The sequence below is a fragment of the Romboutsia lituseburensis DSM 797 genome, from assembly GCF_900103615.1.
In the GTDB taxonomy this organism is placed as follows: domain Bacteria; phylum Bacillota; class Clostridia; order Peptostreptococcales; family Peptostreptococcaceae; genus Romboutsia_F; species Romboutsia_F lituseburensis.
On the sequence record NZ_FNGW01000001.1, the window covers coordinates 17,269 to 34,919 of the forward strand.

Sequence of the window (17,651 nt, forward strand, 5' to 3'; positions counted from 1 at the left end):
ATCTATTTATGATTAACTTATGAAGATATCACTTTATTTTCTTTGCTTTTCTTCTTTACTTTTTTAGAATCCTGTAAATTCATTGCTCCAATAATATATCCTATTAGTATGAATGCTCCTGGTGGCAATATCATTATTAGCGCTGGATTATACCATGATCCTAGCATAGTAACCCCAAATACAGTTCCATTTCCTAATAATTCTCTTATTATCCCTATAAATATCATTGCTACAGTAAATCCACATCCCATACCTAATCCATCCAAAAATGATGGTAAAACTTTATTTTTAGATGCAAATACTTCTGCTCGAGCAAGTATTATTGCAAACACAACTATTAATGATAGATATATCCCTAAATCTTTGTATAAAAGAGGAAAATACGCTTGAAGTACTAATTGAACTACTGTAACTATTGTAGCTATTGATGTTATATAAACAGGTACACGTACCTTTGGATTTACTACTTTTCGTGTTATAGAAACCACTGTATTGTTAGCTGTTATTACAAACATTACACAAAGCCCCATTGTGAGAGCATTTATAGCACTTGATGTTACTGCTAATGCAGGACACAAACTAAGAGCTAACCTAAATACAGGATTTTCGTCATATATACCTTTTGAAAAAACCTTCCACAATTCCTTTCCTGTCATATTACTTACCTCCTATATATTGCTTAACTTCTTGTACAGCTTCCTTTACTCCATTAGTCACAGCCCTTGATGAAATTGTTGCACCTGTAATAGCTTGAATATCCTCTTTATCTGAGCTGTCTTTTACTACCACTAAATGATTAAGTGTTTTTCCGCCAAATTGATTTTTAAACTTTGATTCTAATGTTTTGCTGCCTAATCCAGGAGTTTCATTGTTAGATAATATAGTGTAATCTATTACTCTGCAATTTTTATCAATTGCAACTAACATTTTTATAGGTCCACCATAACCATTACTCTCAGTTTGAACTACATATCCTATTGCTTTATTATTTTTTTCAGCTTCATACCATTCTGTCTTATTTTTAATCACCTTAAAATCACTAGCTTCTTTTACCAGTTCATTCATTGATTGTTCTTTAACTATTTCATTATTTTTTTGCGCTACCGGATTTGTAATAAAATAGACTATAGCAATTATAACTCCTGATATAAAACATGCTAGTGTTAGATTAAGGGCTATTGCAAATACACTATATGATTTTTCATGTTTATCAGACATTTACACAGCCTCCTTTGATCCAAATTTTGTAGGCTTTGTAAATCTATCTATTAGCGGCGTTAGCGCATTCATTAATAATATGGAATAACATACCCCCTCTGGATATCCTCCTTGAAGCCTTATAATCGTTGTAATTAACCCTGCCCCAAATGCAAATACTAATTGGCCTTTTTTAGTTATCGGTATTGTTACCATATCCGTTGCCATAAAAAATGCACCTATTACTAATCCTCCAGCCATCATATGAAATAAAGGGTCTCCTGTAAAAAATCCTTTAGGCCCAAAGGTCCAAGTCAGTATTCCTACTGTACCTACCATAACTACAGGAATTTGCCAGTTGATGTATTTTTTATAAATTAAGTATCCTCCCCCTAATAATAGAAGAATTGTTGAAGTTTCACCAATACATCCATTTCTAGTTCCTAAAAATAGTGATTGATATAAGTTAATTTGACTTCCAAAAGTCTGGATTAAACTCTCATATCCTTGCATTTTTAAAATATTAAGAGGTGTTGCTGTTGTAACTACATCTACTTTTGTTGTTAAAGATGTCCATGTAGTCATAGCTACTGGCCAAGAAACCATTATAGCTGCCCTTCCTATATGGGCTGGATTAAATATATTTTGACCAAGACCTCCCATAGAGTGTTTAGCTATTACAACTGCTACTGCAGACCCTAACCCTACCATGTATGAAGGTATATTAGGTGGCATACATAGTGCTAACAATAATCCAGTCAAAAATGCACTTCCATCATAAATTGTTATTGGTTGTTTTCTAATTTTTTGAACTAAATATTCAGATAAAACTGCACAAATGATACTTACTAAAATTACTATAAATGCAGATGTTTTAAAATAAACAATACCAAATATAGTTGCTGGTGCTAATGCTAAGTTTACATTCCACATTATTTTAGGAACACTTTCATTACTGCTTATATGTGGAGATGATGAAATCGTATTCATAAACATTCCCCCCTTACTTTTTATTAGATGATTGTGAACATTGAAGCTTGTTATACCTTATAGATTGGACTATCTTTCTTTTAGACGGACATACATACGCACAACTACCACACTCAACACAGTCTAGAAGGCTATACTCCTGTTTTGCCTCTAAATAAGCATTTTTCTCTGCTAATGTAGCAAATGCACTTGGTATAAGTCCCATAGGACAAGCCTGAACACACTTACCACATCTTATACAAGGAAATTCTGTTCCTTGATTTACTTCTTTATCTATTAGTGCTAATATTCCAGATGTACCTTTTACTACAGGAATGTCTAAAGTATATTGAGCAAATCCCATCATCGGTCCACCCATAATTATTTTTTTAGCCTCATATTTTAGTCCTCCGCAATAGCTTATTGCATCTTCAAACGTTGTTCCTATTCTAAGTAGCATATTTTTAGGATTGTTTATAGCTCTCCCACTGATAGTTGTTACTCTTTCTATTAACGGTATTCCATTTACAAGAGCATCATAAATTGCAACTACAGTTCCTACATTTTGAACAACAACTTTTACATCCGTTGGAAGCCCCCCTGATGGCACTTCTCTTCCTGTTAAAACTTTTATTAACATTTTTTCTGCACCTTGAGGATATTTAGTTGGTAATGCAACTACTTTTATATCTAGATTTTCATATATGCTAATATTTTTTATAGCTTCTTGCATTTTTTCAATTGCCAATGGCTTATTATCTTCTATTCCTACATATCCCTTATTTACTTTTAGCATTTTCATAGTAACCTTTATCCCTTGAGCTACTTTGTCTGCCCACTCCACCATCATTCTATAATCAGCTGTTAAGTACGGTTCACATTCTGCTCCATTTAATATGAATGTATCCACTGCTTTAAATTCGTCTGGCGATAATTTTACATGTGTTGGAAATGTAGCCCCTCCCATACCTACTACACCTAAAGATTGTAATATTTGAGCCATTTCCTTGTGAGTCAACTCATCTACATTTCTATTAATAGGTATTCCTTCAACCCAATCATCTTCATTATTACTTTCTATTATTATTGATAAACATTTTCCAAAGGTACCATGATTGTACTCACATATATCAACAACCGTTCCACAAATAGATGCATGTATATTGCTGGATATATAACCTTCATTTGATGCTATTAATTGTCCTTTTTTTACTATATCTCCTATTTTTACTACAGGGATTGCCATTGAGCCTATATGCTGTCTTAAAGGAATAACAACTTTATTAGGAATAGGAGCCTTTTCAATAATACAACCTTCAGACATAGCTTTGTTATCTTTAGGATGAACTCCTCCTATAAATGATTTAAACATTTTAACACCTCTTTTTATTTAATTTTTTTAAAGTTATTTTACTTAATGCGTATTTTTAATTGAATAGTTTTAAATGAATTTATTAAGAAAGTATTTTAGTTATTATAGGAATGTTATCTTCATCTTTCTTTGCTTCTAACTCTATAAATCTTATGTATATTAACGAAAGTATAAAAAATATGCTTCCTAAAATAATCTCATATGTTTGTATTGATTTGTGTATATAAGTAGCTATAAAGTATCCTAATATAATACCTATAAAAGTGAATATTATTGGTTGTATATAAACAATATATACCGAGCTTAGCATTTTATTTTTTTTAGACTCAAAAATTACCTTTTGCCCTACTTTTGCTCCTAAAGGGTTTTGTACATTTAAAATTAAAGAATTATTTCCTGGGCATCCTCCACAATTTTTACAATCGCTATGTCTGCCTACTTTAACTTTAGCTGTATTATTTTCTATTTCAATAACATAGCCGACTTCTTGATTTTTCATAAAAATCTCCTCTTCAACAACTATAATTTTATTAATGCTTTTTTACATTTCTCTTTACTTTACTAAATGATATGACTTCTAAGCTTAATTTTGGTTATATTAAAGTTAATTTTTTGTAAAATTCTTCTAACAAAACATCTTTTTATTTTATAGATTTTATATTTTTCGTTAATTTTAAAACAATATTATTTAGCATTTTTTTGTTGTATTTTTATATCTTTAGTTAAATATTTATAATGACTTTTTATGTATAAAGTATAAAAAAATAAAAACTTTGCTGTTTATAATCAGTAGCAAAGCTTTTTATTTTTATTTTAAATTTTTAATACATAATTTATTTATCCTTAAATTAATCATCTATTCAATTTGGTATTAAATTTTATATTTACACTCTAGATAATTATCATTTTCACAAAGTTTGTCTTTTTATTTATAATTAATATATATAATTAAGTTAAAATTTCTTATAATTTTTAATTAATTAATAAAAATAATCAATCATAAGATTTTTTATATTGTAATATTTCAAATGTATTTTTTAAAATTATAACTCATAATTATTAACAGAAAAAAATAATCCTACTTATGTAGGATTATTTTATATATCAAGTTTACTTATATTTTCTTTCATTATTTCTATAGAATTATCTAATTTCTCTTTTTCTGTATTCTCAAGAGCTAAGTGTATAACTTCTCTAACACCATCTTTATTTACTATACTTGGTACCGCTATATAAACGTCATCTTGATTGTATTCACCATTTAAATATGAAGATACTGTTAATACGCTATTTTCATTATCAAGGACTGCCTTAGTAATTCTTGTTAAAGCCATTCCTATACCATAATAAGTTGATTTTTTACATTCAATTATTTTGTATGCTATATTTCTAACTTCATCTTCAATTTCTTCTAAATCACTGAAATTTATTTTACTATCTTTTCTAGATGCTATTTGGTATATAGGTTGTACTCCAGAAAACGCATAACTCCATGCAACAAATTGAGAATCACCATGTTCGCCCATTACATATGCATTTATATCTTTTGGATTTACATCTAGTCTCTCACTTAGTGTATATCTAAGCCTTGCAGAATCTAAAGTTGTACCTGATCCAATTACTTTTGATTTATCATACCCTGATAGCTTCCAAGCTACATAAGTCATTATATCAACAGGATTTGTTGCTATTAGTAATATTCCATTAAATCCAGATTTTTTTATCTCATTTATTATAGATCTCATTATTTTAGTATTTTTATGTAATAAATCTAATCTTGTTTCACCTTCATTTTGAATTGCTCCAGCTGTTATACATATAAGATATGCATCCTTGCAATCACTATAATCACCTGCATATATTTTCATCTTTCTAGGTGCAAAACTTAATCCATGATTTAAGTCTATAGCTTCACCCTCTGCTCTTTTTTTATCTAAATCTATTAGAACTAGTTCCTCACAAGTACCTTGATTTAGCATTGAATATGCATAACTCATTCCTACCATACCAGTTCCTACGATTACTACTTTATTTTTTTTCATTAACTTTCCTCCTAATTTCACATTTCCCTATTATATAATAATTTCCCCAAATTTGAAATCTATAAACTAAAATAAAAATAAAATTTTTCACTTTATTTTCATATTGACACTAGATACTTTAATATTTTTAGTATAATTAATATTTTAATAACAATATTTTGCATAATATTTGTATGGTTAAATTCTAATATACAAATTTACCATTCAAATTTGTATTGTTTTCTGTTAAAATTTGAATAATAAGTGTATAATAGAAAAGTCACACTAAAAATTAGTAAACAATTTATATTTACATAGAAGGAGCAAAAAATGACAACTTTTAAAGAATTAAATTTAAGTAATAATTTAATCAACGGATTATCTAAGCAGAATATAACAAACCCAACTGAAGTTCAATCTTTAGCTATAAACAAAATTTCTGAGAATAAAGATTTATTAGTAAAAGCTCAAACAGGAAGCGGTAAGACTTTAACTTATTTATTACCTATGTTTGATAAAATAGATACTACTAAAAGAGAAACTCAAGTATTGATACTTGCACCAACTCATGAACTTGTAATGCAAATAGTTGATCAAGCAAAACTATTATCTACAAATTCTAATATGGATGTTACTGCATTTTCATTAATTGGTGAAGTAAATATACAAAAACAAATAAAAAATATAAAAGCTATAAAGCCTCATATAGTTGTAGGAACTTGCGGTAGAGTTTTAGATTTAATTTCTCAAAGAAAATTAAAAGCTCATAATATAAAAACTATAATTTTAGATGAAGTTGATAGTCTGCTTAGCGGAAATAATATAGACGTAGTTAAAAGCATAATAAAAACAACATTAAGAGATAGACAAGTTCTAGGATTTTCAGCTAGTTTAAATGATTCGACTGTTGAAATATGTGAGTCTATAATGAAAGAACCTGAAGTATTAAAAACTAAAGATGAATCTACTATAAACCCTAACATAAACCATATGTACTTATACGGAGATAGAAGAGAGAAATTCACTTTACTTAGAAAATCTTTATCAGCTACTGATCCAAAAAGAGCTATTATATTTGTTAATGATGAAGATAGTATAGAAGTCGTAACTGAGAAGTTAAATCATCATAACTATAAGGCTGTTGGTATATTTGGTAGAATGACTAAGGAAGATAGGAAAAATGCTTTAAATGCATTTAAGATAGGTAAAGCAAAAATATTAGTTTCTTCTGACTTATCTGCAAGAGGGTTAGACATAGTAGACATAACTCATGTATTTAACCTTGATTTCCCTATGAGTAAAAATGAATACGTACACAGATGTGGTAGAACTGCTAGAGGTAACAGAAAAGGAGATGCAATATCTATCGTTACTAATCAAAACCTATCTACTATAAGAACTTATAAAAAAGAATTTAATATAGATATAAAACCTAAAGAATTGAAAGAAGGTAAGTTAGTAGATTCTACTAATCACCAAAATAAAGCTAAGAAAAAAAATAATTTTAAAATCAAAACCTTAAAACCTAATAGTAAAAATACAATAAAAAAATAAATTTAATCTCTATATATAAAAGAGATACTTACTTTACTATAAGTATCTCTTTTATTTTAATTCATTTTCATGTAATTTCCTATATTTGCATTTTCATCAATTACTCCTTCTATCACACTTTCCTTACTTGTCATTATTACTGTTACACCTGGTCCATGCCCTGATTTTACACAATCACTATGAACTACAACACCTATACTTATAGATCCTTTTAAGAAACCTACACCATAAGTATTGTCACAATCTTGTAACAACACTATATCTCCAAATTTTAATTTATCAAGACCTAATCTCTTTATTTCTTCCATGTCACCTGTCATTATATCATAATCACCATCTGTTGCTGCACTTTTAGATCCGATACCTGAACCCATTAAATATGGAGGAACCTTTGCCACTACATTTACTTTTAACTTTGAATTTTCTTCTTTTATTCCTAATTTTTCAAATAGATCAGGGTCTATATTCATTACATGTACGTTTTCAAAATCTGGTAAATTTAATCCTTGACCATATGCTTTTATCATTATTTTATCATCTATAGCTAAATCTTCTAGTATATCTTTTTCAAAGTGTATTAGTACATGATCAATTCCTCCATGCATACCTGTTACATATCCCTTTTTACCTTTAGCATCTCCAGAAACTATTTTAGCTTCATTTCCTATACATGCAAAAGTCATTAAAGCTGCATTTTCAGAATTGTTTTCATTTCTTATAGATACTCCTGGTTCAACATGATCTCCTGCCCAGTTAAATACACTATCTCCAATTGCGACGTTATATGATATTCCCCCTGTTGCTGGTAATATCATAGGTTTCCCATCATTACTTATTCTATAATTTCCTCCCACTGGGTGATGTATTTTACCTTGAACTGACCATTTTACAACTTTATCTTTATTTGTTTTTAACATAATTCATGCTCCTTTAACTTTAAACTATAATATAACCTTTTCCTTAAAGTTCATTGTATTACAGTTTAAATGCATAATCAATTAATTCTATGTTTTTCATAAAATATTGTATAAAAAATATAATTATATGCAATAAAAAAAGTACCTATAATTACTAGGTACTTAACTGGTGCCCAGAGGCGGAATCGAACCACCGACACGGGGATTTTCAGTCCCCTGCTCTACCGACTGAGCTATCTGGGCAAAATATGGCGGAGAGGGTGGGATTCGAACCCACGGTGCCGTTAAGCATCACTGGTTTTCAAGACCAGCTCCTTAAACCACTCGGACACCTCTCCGTTTCTTTTTACTACATTTAATAATATATCATATCAGTTTTAAATATACAATATATTTTTACATTTTTTTACTTTATAATTTATTTTTTTATCTTTAATTAAAAATACAACTAAGCTATATAAATCAATTTTTTATTTATATAGCTTAGTTGTACAGACTTAAATTATAAAATAGATTATTATTTCCAGTACTCGGTTTCTATACCAATTTCTTTTGATATAAACTTCTTCCCTCCGGTCTCTTCATAGTGTTTTAATGTTTTTAAAATCATTTTTCTTCCTACTATTAATATAGGTACATTTGAGTATACAACCATTATATTTACCATATCAGATATATACCATACATTTCCTAATTCCAAACCTGCTAATACAGATAAGACTCCAAACGGAACAAATAAAATTGCTCCAAGCCCCCTTATTGCCATTATAAACTTATTATCCCTAGTAATACAGTTTGCTGATATCTCCGCAAATAATACAAGACCTATCAGTGTTGTAAATGCAAACATAGCATAGCATAATGATAAAATAGCATTTACTATATTATCTAAACCTATACCAGGAACTAAGTGAGCTACAGATGCATTATAAACTGTAATTTTAGATTCCTTTATAACCTCCCATACAACTCCAGCATCTCCATTCCAAACGCTAGCCATAACAACTAAAAATCCTGTCATAGTACAGATTATCATAGTATCTAAAAATACTCCTATTGCTTGTATAAACCCTTGTTCACATGGATGATCGTTTTCAGATATAGCAGCTGCCATAGTTATTGTACCTTGACCTGCTTCATTTGACATTAAGCCTCTCTTAACACCTTGTGCTAAACACATTCCAAAGCCTCCGCCAAATATAGCTTCTGGTGTAAATGCTCCTTTAAATACTGAAATAAAGAAGTATGGTATTAATTTGAAATTTATACCTACTATGACAATAACTATAACTACATAAACAATAGCCATTACTGGTACCAATTTATCAGTTACTCTAGTTACGCCCCTTATGCCTCCAAATACAGTAAGAGCTACTGAAATTATTATAATTATTCCTATTACATAATACAAAACAGATTGTCTATCATAAGTTTTGCCTGTCAAATGTTCTGCTACTGCGCCTAATGAAGTGTATAAATTAAATGTTTGTCCTGGTAAATTAAATAAAGCATAAATTATAAATATAGTAGATAATAGTACTCCTACCCAATATTTATTTCCAAATATTTTTCTTCCATAAAACGGAAGTCCTCCTACAAATTCTTTATCTTTCTTTTCTTTAAATAGTTGAGCTAGCACAGCTTCTGAAAATGCTACAGACATACCAAAGAATGCTGACACCCACATCCAAAATATGGCTCCTGGACCTCCCACTGATACTGCATATGTAACACCTATTATATTTCCTGGACCTATCCTCATTGCAGAGCTTAATAAAAATGCGGCGAATGGACTTACTCCAATATCACCGGTTTTCTTTTTTATAATAGTTTTTAATCCAGTTTTAAATTTTCTAACCTGAACAAATCGTGTTTTAAAACTAAAGTATATCCCTGTACCTACTAATAATAGTATCGAAAATGCAAAATTCCCCAAAATAGGTATGTCTGCATACCATTTAAAATTTGTTGGAAAATTCCACATAAAATCTGATATGGGCACTATAAATTCAAAAAATTTATTTACACTATTTAATACCTGGTCCAAAATACCACTCCTTCATAATCAATTTATAAAAGATTTATTAAGCTTTTATATAAATACAATTTATAAATATTTTCTAGCTAAAATTTTGATATCATATTGTATATTTACATAACAGATATAGCTATATCATCTTTTTATTTCTCTCTTTAGTACAAGGCCTTTTTATTATTTATTCTACTTATTATTAAATTATTGTTAAAATTCTATATATAAAGAAATTAATTTAAATATAACAATTTATAACCATAAAAAAATCCCAAGTTCTTTTTGAGCTTGAGATTTTTTATATTTAACTATTTAAAACTTTGATATCAAATCAGCCATTTCTATGGCAGATACAGCTGCATCATATCCTTTATTGCCTGCTTTAGTTCCTGCTCTTTCTATTGCTTGCTCAATATTGTCTGTTGTCAGCACTCCAAATATAACTGGCTTTTTGGATTCTAAAGATACACTTGCTATTCCTTTTGATACTTCTGCACATACATAATCATAATGAGAAGTAGAGCCCTTAATAACTGCACCTAAACATATAACCGCATCGTATTTTTCACTTTCAGCCATTTTTTTAGCTACTAATGGAATTTCAAAAGCACCTGGAACCCATGCAAGCTCAATATAATCATCCTCTACTCCATGTCTTTTTAATCCATCTAATGCTCCTGATATTAACTTTGATACTATGAACTCGTTAAATCTAGCTGCTACAATACCTATTTTTAAACCTTTTGCTACTAAATTTCCTTCTATTATTTTCATAACTAATTTCTCCTTTTATATAATTAATTTAATATGTAAGCATATGAGACATTTTTTCTTGTTTTGTTTTTAAATAAAATTCACTATATTTATTAGTTTCCATCTGAATTGGAACTCTATCTACAATTTTTATTCCATACTCATTTAATCCATTAATTTTTCTTGGGTTATTTGTCATTATCTTTAACTTTGTAGCTCCTAAATCTTTAAGTATTTGAGCTCCTATATCATAAGATCTCATATCCTCTTTAAACCCTAACTCAATATTAGCTTGCACTGTATCTAATCCTTTATCTTGGAGTGCATATGCTTTAAGCTTATTTATTAATCCAATACCTCTTCCCTCTTGTCTTAGATATAGTAAAATTCCACATCCTTCTTTTGCTATTTGCTTCATTGCTAAATCATATTGTTCTCCACAATCACATCTTTTAGATCCTAAAGCATCACCAGTTAAACACTCTGAGTGAACTCTTGTTAATATAACATCTTCTTTATTTATTTCTCCTTTCACTAAAGCTACATGGTGTTCTCCATTTAACTTATTTACAAAACCGTAGATTTTAAATTCCCCGTATTTAGTCGGCATTTTGGTCTCAACTACTCTTTCAATAAGTTTTTCTTTTTTTCTTCTATATTCTATTAAATCTGATATAGTCACTATTTTTAAATCATGCTTTTTAGCAAACTCTATAAGTTTCGGTGTCCTAGCCATAGTTCCATCTTCATTCATTATTTCACATATTACTCCTGCTGGATTTAGCCCTGCTAGTCTTGCTAAATCTACCGCGGCTTCAGTATGACCAGCTCTTTCTAATACTCCATTTATCTTGGCCCTTAATGGAAATACATGTCCTGGTTTTTTAAAATCATTCTTACTACTTTTGCTATCTAAAAGCTTTTTAATAGTTAAAGCTCTTTCATATGCTGAAATACCTGTATGGGTATTAGTGTAATCAACCGACACTGTAAATGCAGTTTCATGATTATCTGTATTATTACTTACCATTTGTTTAAGTTCTAGCTCTTGTAACCTTTCATCATTTATTGGTGTGCATATAAGCCCTTTTGCATATGTTGCCATAAAATTAATAGCTTCTGGTGTAACCTTTTCAGCCGCCATCAATAAATCCCCTTCATTTTCTCTACTAGGATCATCTATTACAATAATCATTTTACCTTCTTTTATATCTTCTATTGCTTGGTCTATAGTATTAAATTCAAACATAGCTAACTTCCTCTCCTATTTTATCAAAATATTATTTTTAATATTAAATGAATCCATTATTCTTAAGAAAATCTTCATTTAAATTGTTTTTTATGCTTTTTTTATTTAAACCTAATAGTTTCTCTACATACTTTCCAATCATATCGCACTCTATATTTACTGTATCTTTTATATTTTTATTTAATAGCGTTGTTTCATTTTTTGTATGAGGTATTATAGATACTTTAAATGTATAATCGTCTACATATGCTACAGTCAGACTTATTCCATCAATTGCAATTGACCCTTTTTCTACGATATACTTTAATAATTCTTTACTAGTTTTTATACTAACCCATATAGCATTGTCTTCTTTTATAAATGAAATTATTTCTCCTGTTCCATCTATATGTCCACTTACTATGTGCCCTCCTAATCTCTTTTCTATACATAAGGCTCTTTCCAAATTAACCTTACTTCCTGTTTTAAGCTTACCTAGATTACTTCTTCTTAAAGTTTCTGCCATCACATCAGCTTCAAAATGATTTTCAGCTATACTACTTGCAGTAAGACAAACTCCATTTGTTGATATACTATCTCCCAAGTTTATATTCTCTAATATTTTGTCAGCTTCTATTTTTATTTTTGACGATTTAACAGATTTTTTTATTTCCTTCACAATTCCTATTTCTTCAATTATTCCTGTAAACAAATTAACTCTCCTTTCTATGTATATATCCTTCAAGAAAAATATCTCTATCTATTGTTTTTGCAGTTACACTTGTTAAATTGTACGCATCACTTAAATATTTAACGCCTTCTCCTCCAACAGGTGTTTTTGCTAATTTACCTCCTAAAATCATTGGAGCAATATATATTTGAACTTTATCTACTATACCTTCTTTTAATGCTGAAAAATTTAATGTTGAACCTCCCTCTAGTAAAACACTATCAATATTTAATCTCCCTAAAGCTTTCATTAATTGCTTTAAATCAACTTTATTATTTTTTTTATCTATTACTAATACATCTATTCCCTCTGATCTTAACTTTTCTACTTTTTCCTTATTTGAATTATTTGTTGTAGCTATTATAGTTTTAGAACAATTGTCCTTTAGTACAATACTATTTATTGGAATTCTCAAACTTGAATCTACTATAATCCTTATTGGATTTTTACCTTTAATTAATCTACATGTAAGACTTGGATCATCTTTTATAATAGTTTCTACTCCAACCATAATAGCACTTACTTCACTTCTTAATTCATGTACTTTTTCTCGTGATTTTTGTGATGATATCCATTTTGATTCACCTGTGTATGTGGCTATTTTTCCATCTAATGACATAGCATTTTTCATTATTACAAAAGGTTCTTTATTTAATATGTATTTTAAAAATACTTCGTTCATTTTCATGCATTCATCTCTTAATACATCAATTACAACTTCAACATTATTGTGTATAAGCTTTTTTACTCCATTTCCTGAAACTATTGGATTTGGATCTAAATGACCTATAACTACTTTAGAAATTTTGCTTTTAATTATTTCATCTACACACGGTGGAGTATTACCATAGTGACAACACGGTTCTAAAGTAATATACATAGTTGATCCTTTTAAATCCTCTTTAACACTTTTTATAGCATTTATTTCTGCGTGATTTTGACCATACTCTTCATGATATCCTTGACCAATTATTTTAGAGTCTTTTACAATAACAGCCCCTACTAAGGGATTAGGACTTACACGTCCTCTACCTTTTTTAGCCAAGTCTATTGCAATTTTCATATATTTTTCATGCATTTAATCCCACCTCTTAAAGAAATATTTCAAGAATTATAAAAAGCCCTAAGTTCATACTCAGGGCTTTTTATAATTTCTATATAGCTTTTTTAATTTAGTTCCATTTTAGTTTACATAATTAAATTATAGTATAATATAAAAAGTAAATTATATTCTATAATATAAATAAAAAGCTCTGAAATATAAAATATTTCAGAGCTGTGTACACTAATTAAAACTAATTAAATTAGGTCTATATAGTTATCTTCTTTCATCCAGACTTTACTGTCGGCTTCGGAGTTTCACCGAATCATGCCAATTAAGGCTCGCGGGCTTTACCGCCGGTAGGGAATTTCACCCTGCCCTGAAGATTTATTCATTTTTCAAGTTAATTGTATTCTAGTTTATATTAACTTGTCAACATTTTTTTATTTTATATTTTCATTAAACTTTCATCATATAGTCTATATCCCATGAAAGAACCTTTTGCAATCTTTATTTCTGCTATGTTACAAAGATTTTTGTACACTGTAGTTTTTCTAAAATTCTCCATATCTTTATTTAGTTTGCTATGTTTTGGATTTTGATTTGCAAATATAAAAAGTATTTCAATATTGCTTCCAAAATCTATATTTACATTATTGTATGGATAAATAAGACCAAGTTGAGATTTAATATTATATATTTCTTTTATATCTTCTTTTAATCTATTTAACTTTTCTTCACAAATTATAAATTCATAGATTTTACTACTATAATTAGTTATATTAAAATCCTCATATTCATTATGTTTCATACCAATTATACATAAGCTCAAGCTATCATTGTTTTCTCTAGATTTACTATTTGCTGGCCATTTTACACCAATCATATCAAACTTATAGTCTTCTTCTTTATTTAAATGGCCTGTATACTCTATATCACATATAAAATAATCACTATATTTACCTACATTACCTGAGTTATTTTCCTTTGCAACTATATGTTTGTACTCACGTTCTCCTCCATCTGGTTTTTTTAGTTTCATCCAAAAATCCATTTGTTGTTTAATCTTTGGTATAAATTCTATAAGTTTTCTTGTTTTTTCTATGCTGTCTATATCTTCTATACATTGTATAATTACACCCTCACTATCATTTGAAGTTATATAGTTTTTATCAAAATAAGCATTATATAAATTTTCACTAATTTCTTTTATTTTTATTAAACTACCACCTCTATAGTATATATTTATATAATTTTTTCTAATTTCAAATTGTAATGTAGAATCAGCTTTTACATATTTTAATATTTTGCATAAACATCCTTCCTTTAGGTCATAAACAAATGATTCAGATATCATTTTTGCCATAAAATCACTCCTTTTAAATTGCTTTTATATAAAAATTCCCCTCCTTTTTAAAAGGCAGGGGGTTTTCTCTTTATTATTAAGTATATTAAAAGTTTTGGATTTTTATATTTAATTTAGTTAAATCTTAAACATAATTAAATATTCAATATTTTTATCTTTTATAAAAGATATTATAATTAAAACAATTTTATTCCTTGATATATGTTTTTTTATTATTATTCTTTTAATTATTTTATTATTAATAAAATATACTTCCAGGTATTTATATTTATTTATTTCATAAACTAACTTTAACACAAATTTTTATGATTTATTTACAATTTTTGTTATTATAGTTTATTTAAATCATCAAAGGAGCTGACAGCATGAAACTTATTAAAAATTTAATTTTTATATTAACTTTTATAGCTCTATCTACTTCTATATCATTTTGTAATACTGATGATATAAAATTAATACCTGTAGGTAAAGTTGTATATATATATTCTGATTTAAAATATCCTGTAGTAGAAAGTATCTTGAGTGAACAAGCAAAGAGTTTAAACTGCCAAGACGTTATAATATCAATAGATTGTAGGTCTAAGGGAAAGGCAACTACTTTAGATGACATGCAAAACATAATGAAATTAGAAAAAGAAAAAGTCACAGCTCATATACTTAGAAAAGGTAAAGATAGAGAAATAACTATGACTTCTGATGAATTAAGACTTTATCAATTATCTTGTACATCTGGTGGAGTTGGCACTATTACAGCTATTGATAAAGATGGAAATTTCGTAGGACTTTCTCACGAATTAAGTTGTGTAAAATACAATGTAGATTTTGATAAAATAAAAATTTTTGAAACAAATTTTGTTCAACAAAAAAAATCATCTAAAGATGATGTTGGATTCTTAGTAATAAGTCGCATTGGAAATTTTTTAGGAGAAATAACTTCTGTTAATAATTTTGGAGTTAAAGGTCACTATAATAATTTTAAATATAATTCTAAGCAGGCTCTATCTATAGCTAAACCTAAGCTAGGAAAAGCATATATCTTATGTACTGATCCTATTACTAGTGAACTTAATCTCCATGAGATTGAAATAACAAAAGTCGAAAATGAATTGTCTAGAATTAAAATAGTTGATGACTCGCTAATAAAATTTAGAGGTGGAATTGTTAAAGGAATGAGTGGTTCTCCAGTTATACAGGACAATAAAATAATTGGTGGCGTTCGCTCAACTAAAATATCAAATCCTAAAGAAGGTCACATTACAAATATAGATAGTATGCTTGGTATTAATTCAAATTAATTACTTAAAACTAACTTGCCTAAAAAAGGAAAAAATCTAAAATTTATTCCTTTTTTAGGTTGAAATGTATAAATAATTGTAAATATTAATATTCAAATTTATAAATTAAAAATACTTCTTGACTATCTTTACCATATAAATTACTTATGCGTATTTCCTTATGTAATATAAATGAAGTTTCATTTTCTAAATAATATATATAATCCTCTGATGGATAATATAAAATTAAATCTACTGCTTTATTGTATTCATATGCTGAAATTATAATATTATCAATAATTTTTCTAAAAATTTGAACTGAAAATGGATTAAAAAAATAAAACTTATTTTCTAATGGTTTTATTTGATAATTTTGAGCAAAACAACATTCAAAGTTTATTTTGTTGCTACTCTTTTTATGCATTTTTAAATAATTTTCTTTATTTAATAGACATTCTTTATAATATTTGTCATCCATTTCTATTCCTGTTACAGTTGAATTAAAATAGTAATTTATATAAAAATTAAGCCTGCCTTTTCCACATCCAAAGTCAACTATGTTATCATTTGTAGTTAAACTATATTCTTTAAATAAATCTTCTAGAGCTTCATATAAAGTAGCTTGATATGGGTGGTAGTGATTTATTTTATCACTCCATAACTCTTCTCCAGTTGTTTTTATGTTTAATAATTTTTCATATAAGGCTTCTTGCATGTTTTTTCCTTTCTTTTATGTCTAATTTATTATGTCTGTAACATCTCCATTATTTACATTTACATGAAACCATCCAGTAGTAGCCGTATGACTTTCACCTTCATTTTCTATAATTTCATATGCATGTACTAAATAATAATTTCCATCAATACTATCAACATCTATTATAGGCGGGACATATCCACTCGTTTTATTCAAGTATTCTTTTACATTTTGTATTGCTTGTTTCTCAGTTATAGTTTTATCATTTTTGTTAATCATTAAAGCTTCAACATTATCATTATTTTTTTCTTTACTATCATAAGGTATGTTATCATTTACACATATAATAAATAAAATTCCAAACAATATAGAAGTTATTAGTATTAATTTTTTTAAATTCATGTTATATCCCTCCGTAATTTTTCATTAATACTATTTTTTTCCTTATACTGTTTATTTATACACTAAATTTATTTAATCTTTATTTATTTAGTTTCTA

Annotated in this window: 17 protein-coding genes, 2 tRNA genes and 1 riboswitch; of the genes, 2 read left to right on the forward strand and 17 right to left on the reverse strand. The window is 28.0% G+C overall.

Annotation, left to right across the window (positions count from 1 at the left end; all coding sequences use genetic code 11):
* Positions 1-17 precede the first annotated feature (17 nt).
* From rsxE to BLP75_RS00100, 6 genes are all read right to left on the reverse strand, one after another.
* Positions 18-656, reverse strand: a complete 639-nt coding sequence (gene rsxE, locus BLP75_RS00075; protein WP_092721658.1) for an electron transport complex subunit RsxE — start codon at positions 654-656, stop codon at positions 18-20.
* Between the two features lies 1 nt (position 657).
* Positions 658-1,218 (reverse strand): RnfABCDGE type electron transport complex subunit G, encoded by a 561-nt coding sequence (locus BLP75_RS00080; protein WP_092721660.1) that lies wholly within the window; start codon positions 1,216-1,218, stop codon positions 658-660.
* On the reverse strand, positions 1,219-2,187 hold the full coding sequence (locus tag BLP75_RS00085) for an RnfABCDGE type electron transport complex subunit D (RefSeq protein WP_092721662.1): 969 nt from the start codon (positions 2,185-2,187) through the stop codon (positions 1,219-1,221).
* Between the two features lie 13 nt (positions 2,188-2,200).
* Positions 2,201-3,538 carry an electron transport complex subunit RsxC gene (gene rsxC, locus BLP75_RS00090; protein ID WP_092721664.1) on the reverse strand — a complete coding sequence of 446 codons (1,338 nt, stop codon included), beginning with the start codon at positions 3,536-3,538 and terminating at the stop codon, positions 2,201-2,203.
* 82 nt (positions 3,539-3,620) lie between these two features.
* A complete protein-coding gene (locus BLP75_RS00095; protein WP_092721666.1) occupies positions 3,621-4,037 on the reverse strand; it encodes a SoxR reducing system RseC family protein in 417 nt (138 codons plus the stop codon).
* 598 nt (positions 4,038-4,635) lie between these two features.
* Positions 4,636-5,580: an L-lactate dehydrogenase gene (locus BLP75_RS00100; RefSeq protein ID WP_092721668.1), complete on the reverse strand. Its 945-nt coding sequence runs from the start codon at positions 5,578-5,580 to the stop codon at positions 4,636-4,638.
* 309 nt (positions 5,581-5,889) lie between these two features.
* Here BLP75_RS00100 and BLP75_RS00105 point away from each other — a divergent pair, with 309 nt between their 5' ends.
* Positions 5,890-7,113 carry a DEAD/DEAH box helicase gene (locus tag BLP75_RS00105; RefSeq protein ID WP_092721670.1) on the forward strand — a complete coding sequence of 408 codons (1,224 nt, stop codon included), beginning with the start codon at positions 5,890-5,892 and terminating at the stop codon, positions 7,111-7,113.
* Positions 7,114-7,169: 56 nt separating this feature from the next.
* Here BLP75_RS00105 and BLP75_RS00110 read toward each other — a convergent pair whose 3' ends face one another.
* The 9 genes from BLP75_RS00110 to BLP75_RS00150 all read right to left on the reverse strand — a co-directional run bounded on the left by BLP75_RS00110 (position 7,170) and on the right by BLP75_RS00150 (position 15,181).
* Positions 7,170-8,030, reverse strand: coding sequence for a DUF4438 domain-containing protein (locus BLP75_RS00110; protein WP_092721672.1), 861 nt, complete (start codon positions 8,028-8,030; stop codon positions 7,170-7,172).
* A gap of 167 nt (positions 8,031-8,197) precedes the next feature.
* Positions 8,198-8,273 (reverse strand) — tRNA-Phe (locus BLP75_RS00115).
* Positions 8,274-8,279: 6 nt separating this feature from the next.
* Positions 8,280-8,368 (reverse strand) — tRNA-Ser (locus tag BLP75_RS00120).
* 179 nt (positions 8,369-8,547) lie between these two features.
* Positions 8,548-10,077 (reverse strand): alanine/glycine:cation symporter family protein, encoded by a 1,530-nt coding sequence (locus BLP75_RS00125; RefSeq protein ID WP_242872346.1) that lies wholly within the window; start codon positions 10,075-10,077, stop codon positions 8,548-8,550.
* Between the two features lie 297 nt (positions 10,078-10,374).
* Positions 10,375-10,836 (reverse strand): 6,7-dimethyl-8-ribityllumazine synthase, encoded by a 462-nt coding sequence (gene ribH / locus BLP75_RS00130; RefSeq protein ID WP_092721674.1) that lies wholly within the window; start codon positions 10,834-10,836, stop codon positions 10,375-10,377.
* Between the two features lie 28 nt (positions 10,837-10,864).
* Positions 10,865-12,064, reverse strand: coding sequence for a bifunctional 3,4-dihydroxy-2-butanone-4-phosphate synthase/GTP cyclohydrolase II (locus BLP75_RS00135; protein WP_092721676.1), 1,200 nt, complete (start codon positions 12,062-12,064; stop codon positions 10,865-10,867).
* 43 nt (positions 12,065-12,107) lie between these two features.
* Entirely contained in the window at positions 12,108-12,755 is a 648-nt protein-coding gene (ribE, locus tag BLP75_RS00140) for a riboflavin synthase (RefSeq protein WP_092721678.1), read from the reverse strand.
* Position 12,756: 1 nt separating this feature from the next.
* The gene (gene ribD / locus BLP75_RS00145) at positions 12,757-13,851 is read right to left on the reverse strand and encodes a bifunctional diaminohydroxyphosphoribosylaminopyrimidine deaminase/5-amino-6-(5-phosphoribosylamino)uracil reductase RibD (protein WP_092721680.1); all 1,095 of its coding nucleotides are present in this window, start codon (positions 13,849-13,851) and stop codon (positions 12,757-12,759) included.
* Between the two features lie 238 nt (positions 13,852-14,089).
* Positions 14,090-14,206: riboswitch (FMN riboswitch) on the reverse strand.
* A gap of 57 nt (positions 14,207-14,263) precedes the next feature.
* On the reverse strand, positions 14,264-15,181 hold the full coding sequence (locus BLP75_RS00150) for a hypothetical protein (RefSeq protein ID WP_092721682.1): 918 nt from the start codon (positions 15,179-15,181) through the stop codon (positions 14,264-14,266).
* Positions 15,182-15,546: 365 nt separating this feature from the next.
* Here BLP75_RS00150 and BLP75_RS00155 point away from each other — a divergent pair, with 365 nt between their 5' ends.
* Positions 15,547-16,476, forward strand: coding sequence for a SpoIVB peptidase S55 domain-containing protein (locus BLP75_RS00155; protein WP_092721684.1), 930 nt, complete (start codon positions 15,547-15,549; stop codon positions 16,474-16,476).
* An 85-nt stretch (positions 16,477-16,561) separates the two neighbouring features.
* On the opposite strand, the gene BLP75_RS00160 is transcribed toward BLP75_RS00155, so the two are convergent.
* Positions 16,562-17,170 (reverse strand): methyltransferase, encoded by a 609-nt coding sequence (locus BLP75_RS00160; RefSeq protein WP_092721686.1) that lies wholly within the window; start codon positions 17,168-17,170, stop codon positions 16,562-16,564.
* Positions 17,171-17,191: 21 nt separating this feature from the next.
* Positions 17,192-17,554: a hypothetical protein gene (locus BLP75_RS00165; RefSeq protein WP_092721688.1), complete on the reverse strand. Its 363-nt coding sequence runs from the start codon at positions 17,552-17,554 to the stop codon at positions 17,192-17,194.
* Positions 17,555-17,651 lie beyond the last annotated feature (97 nt).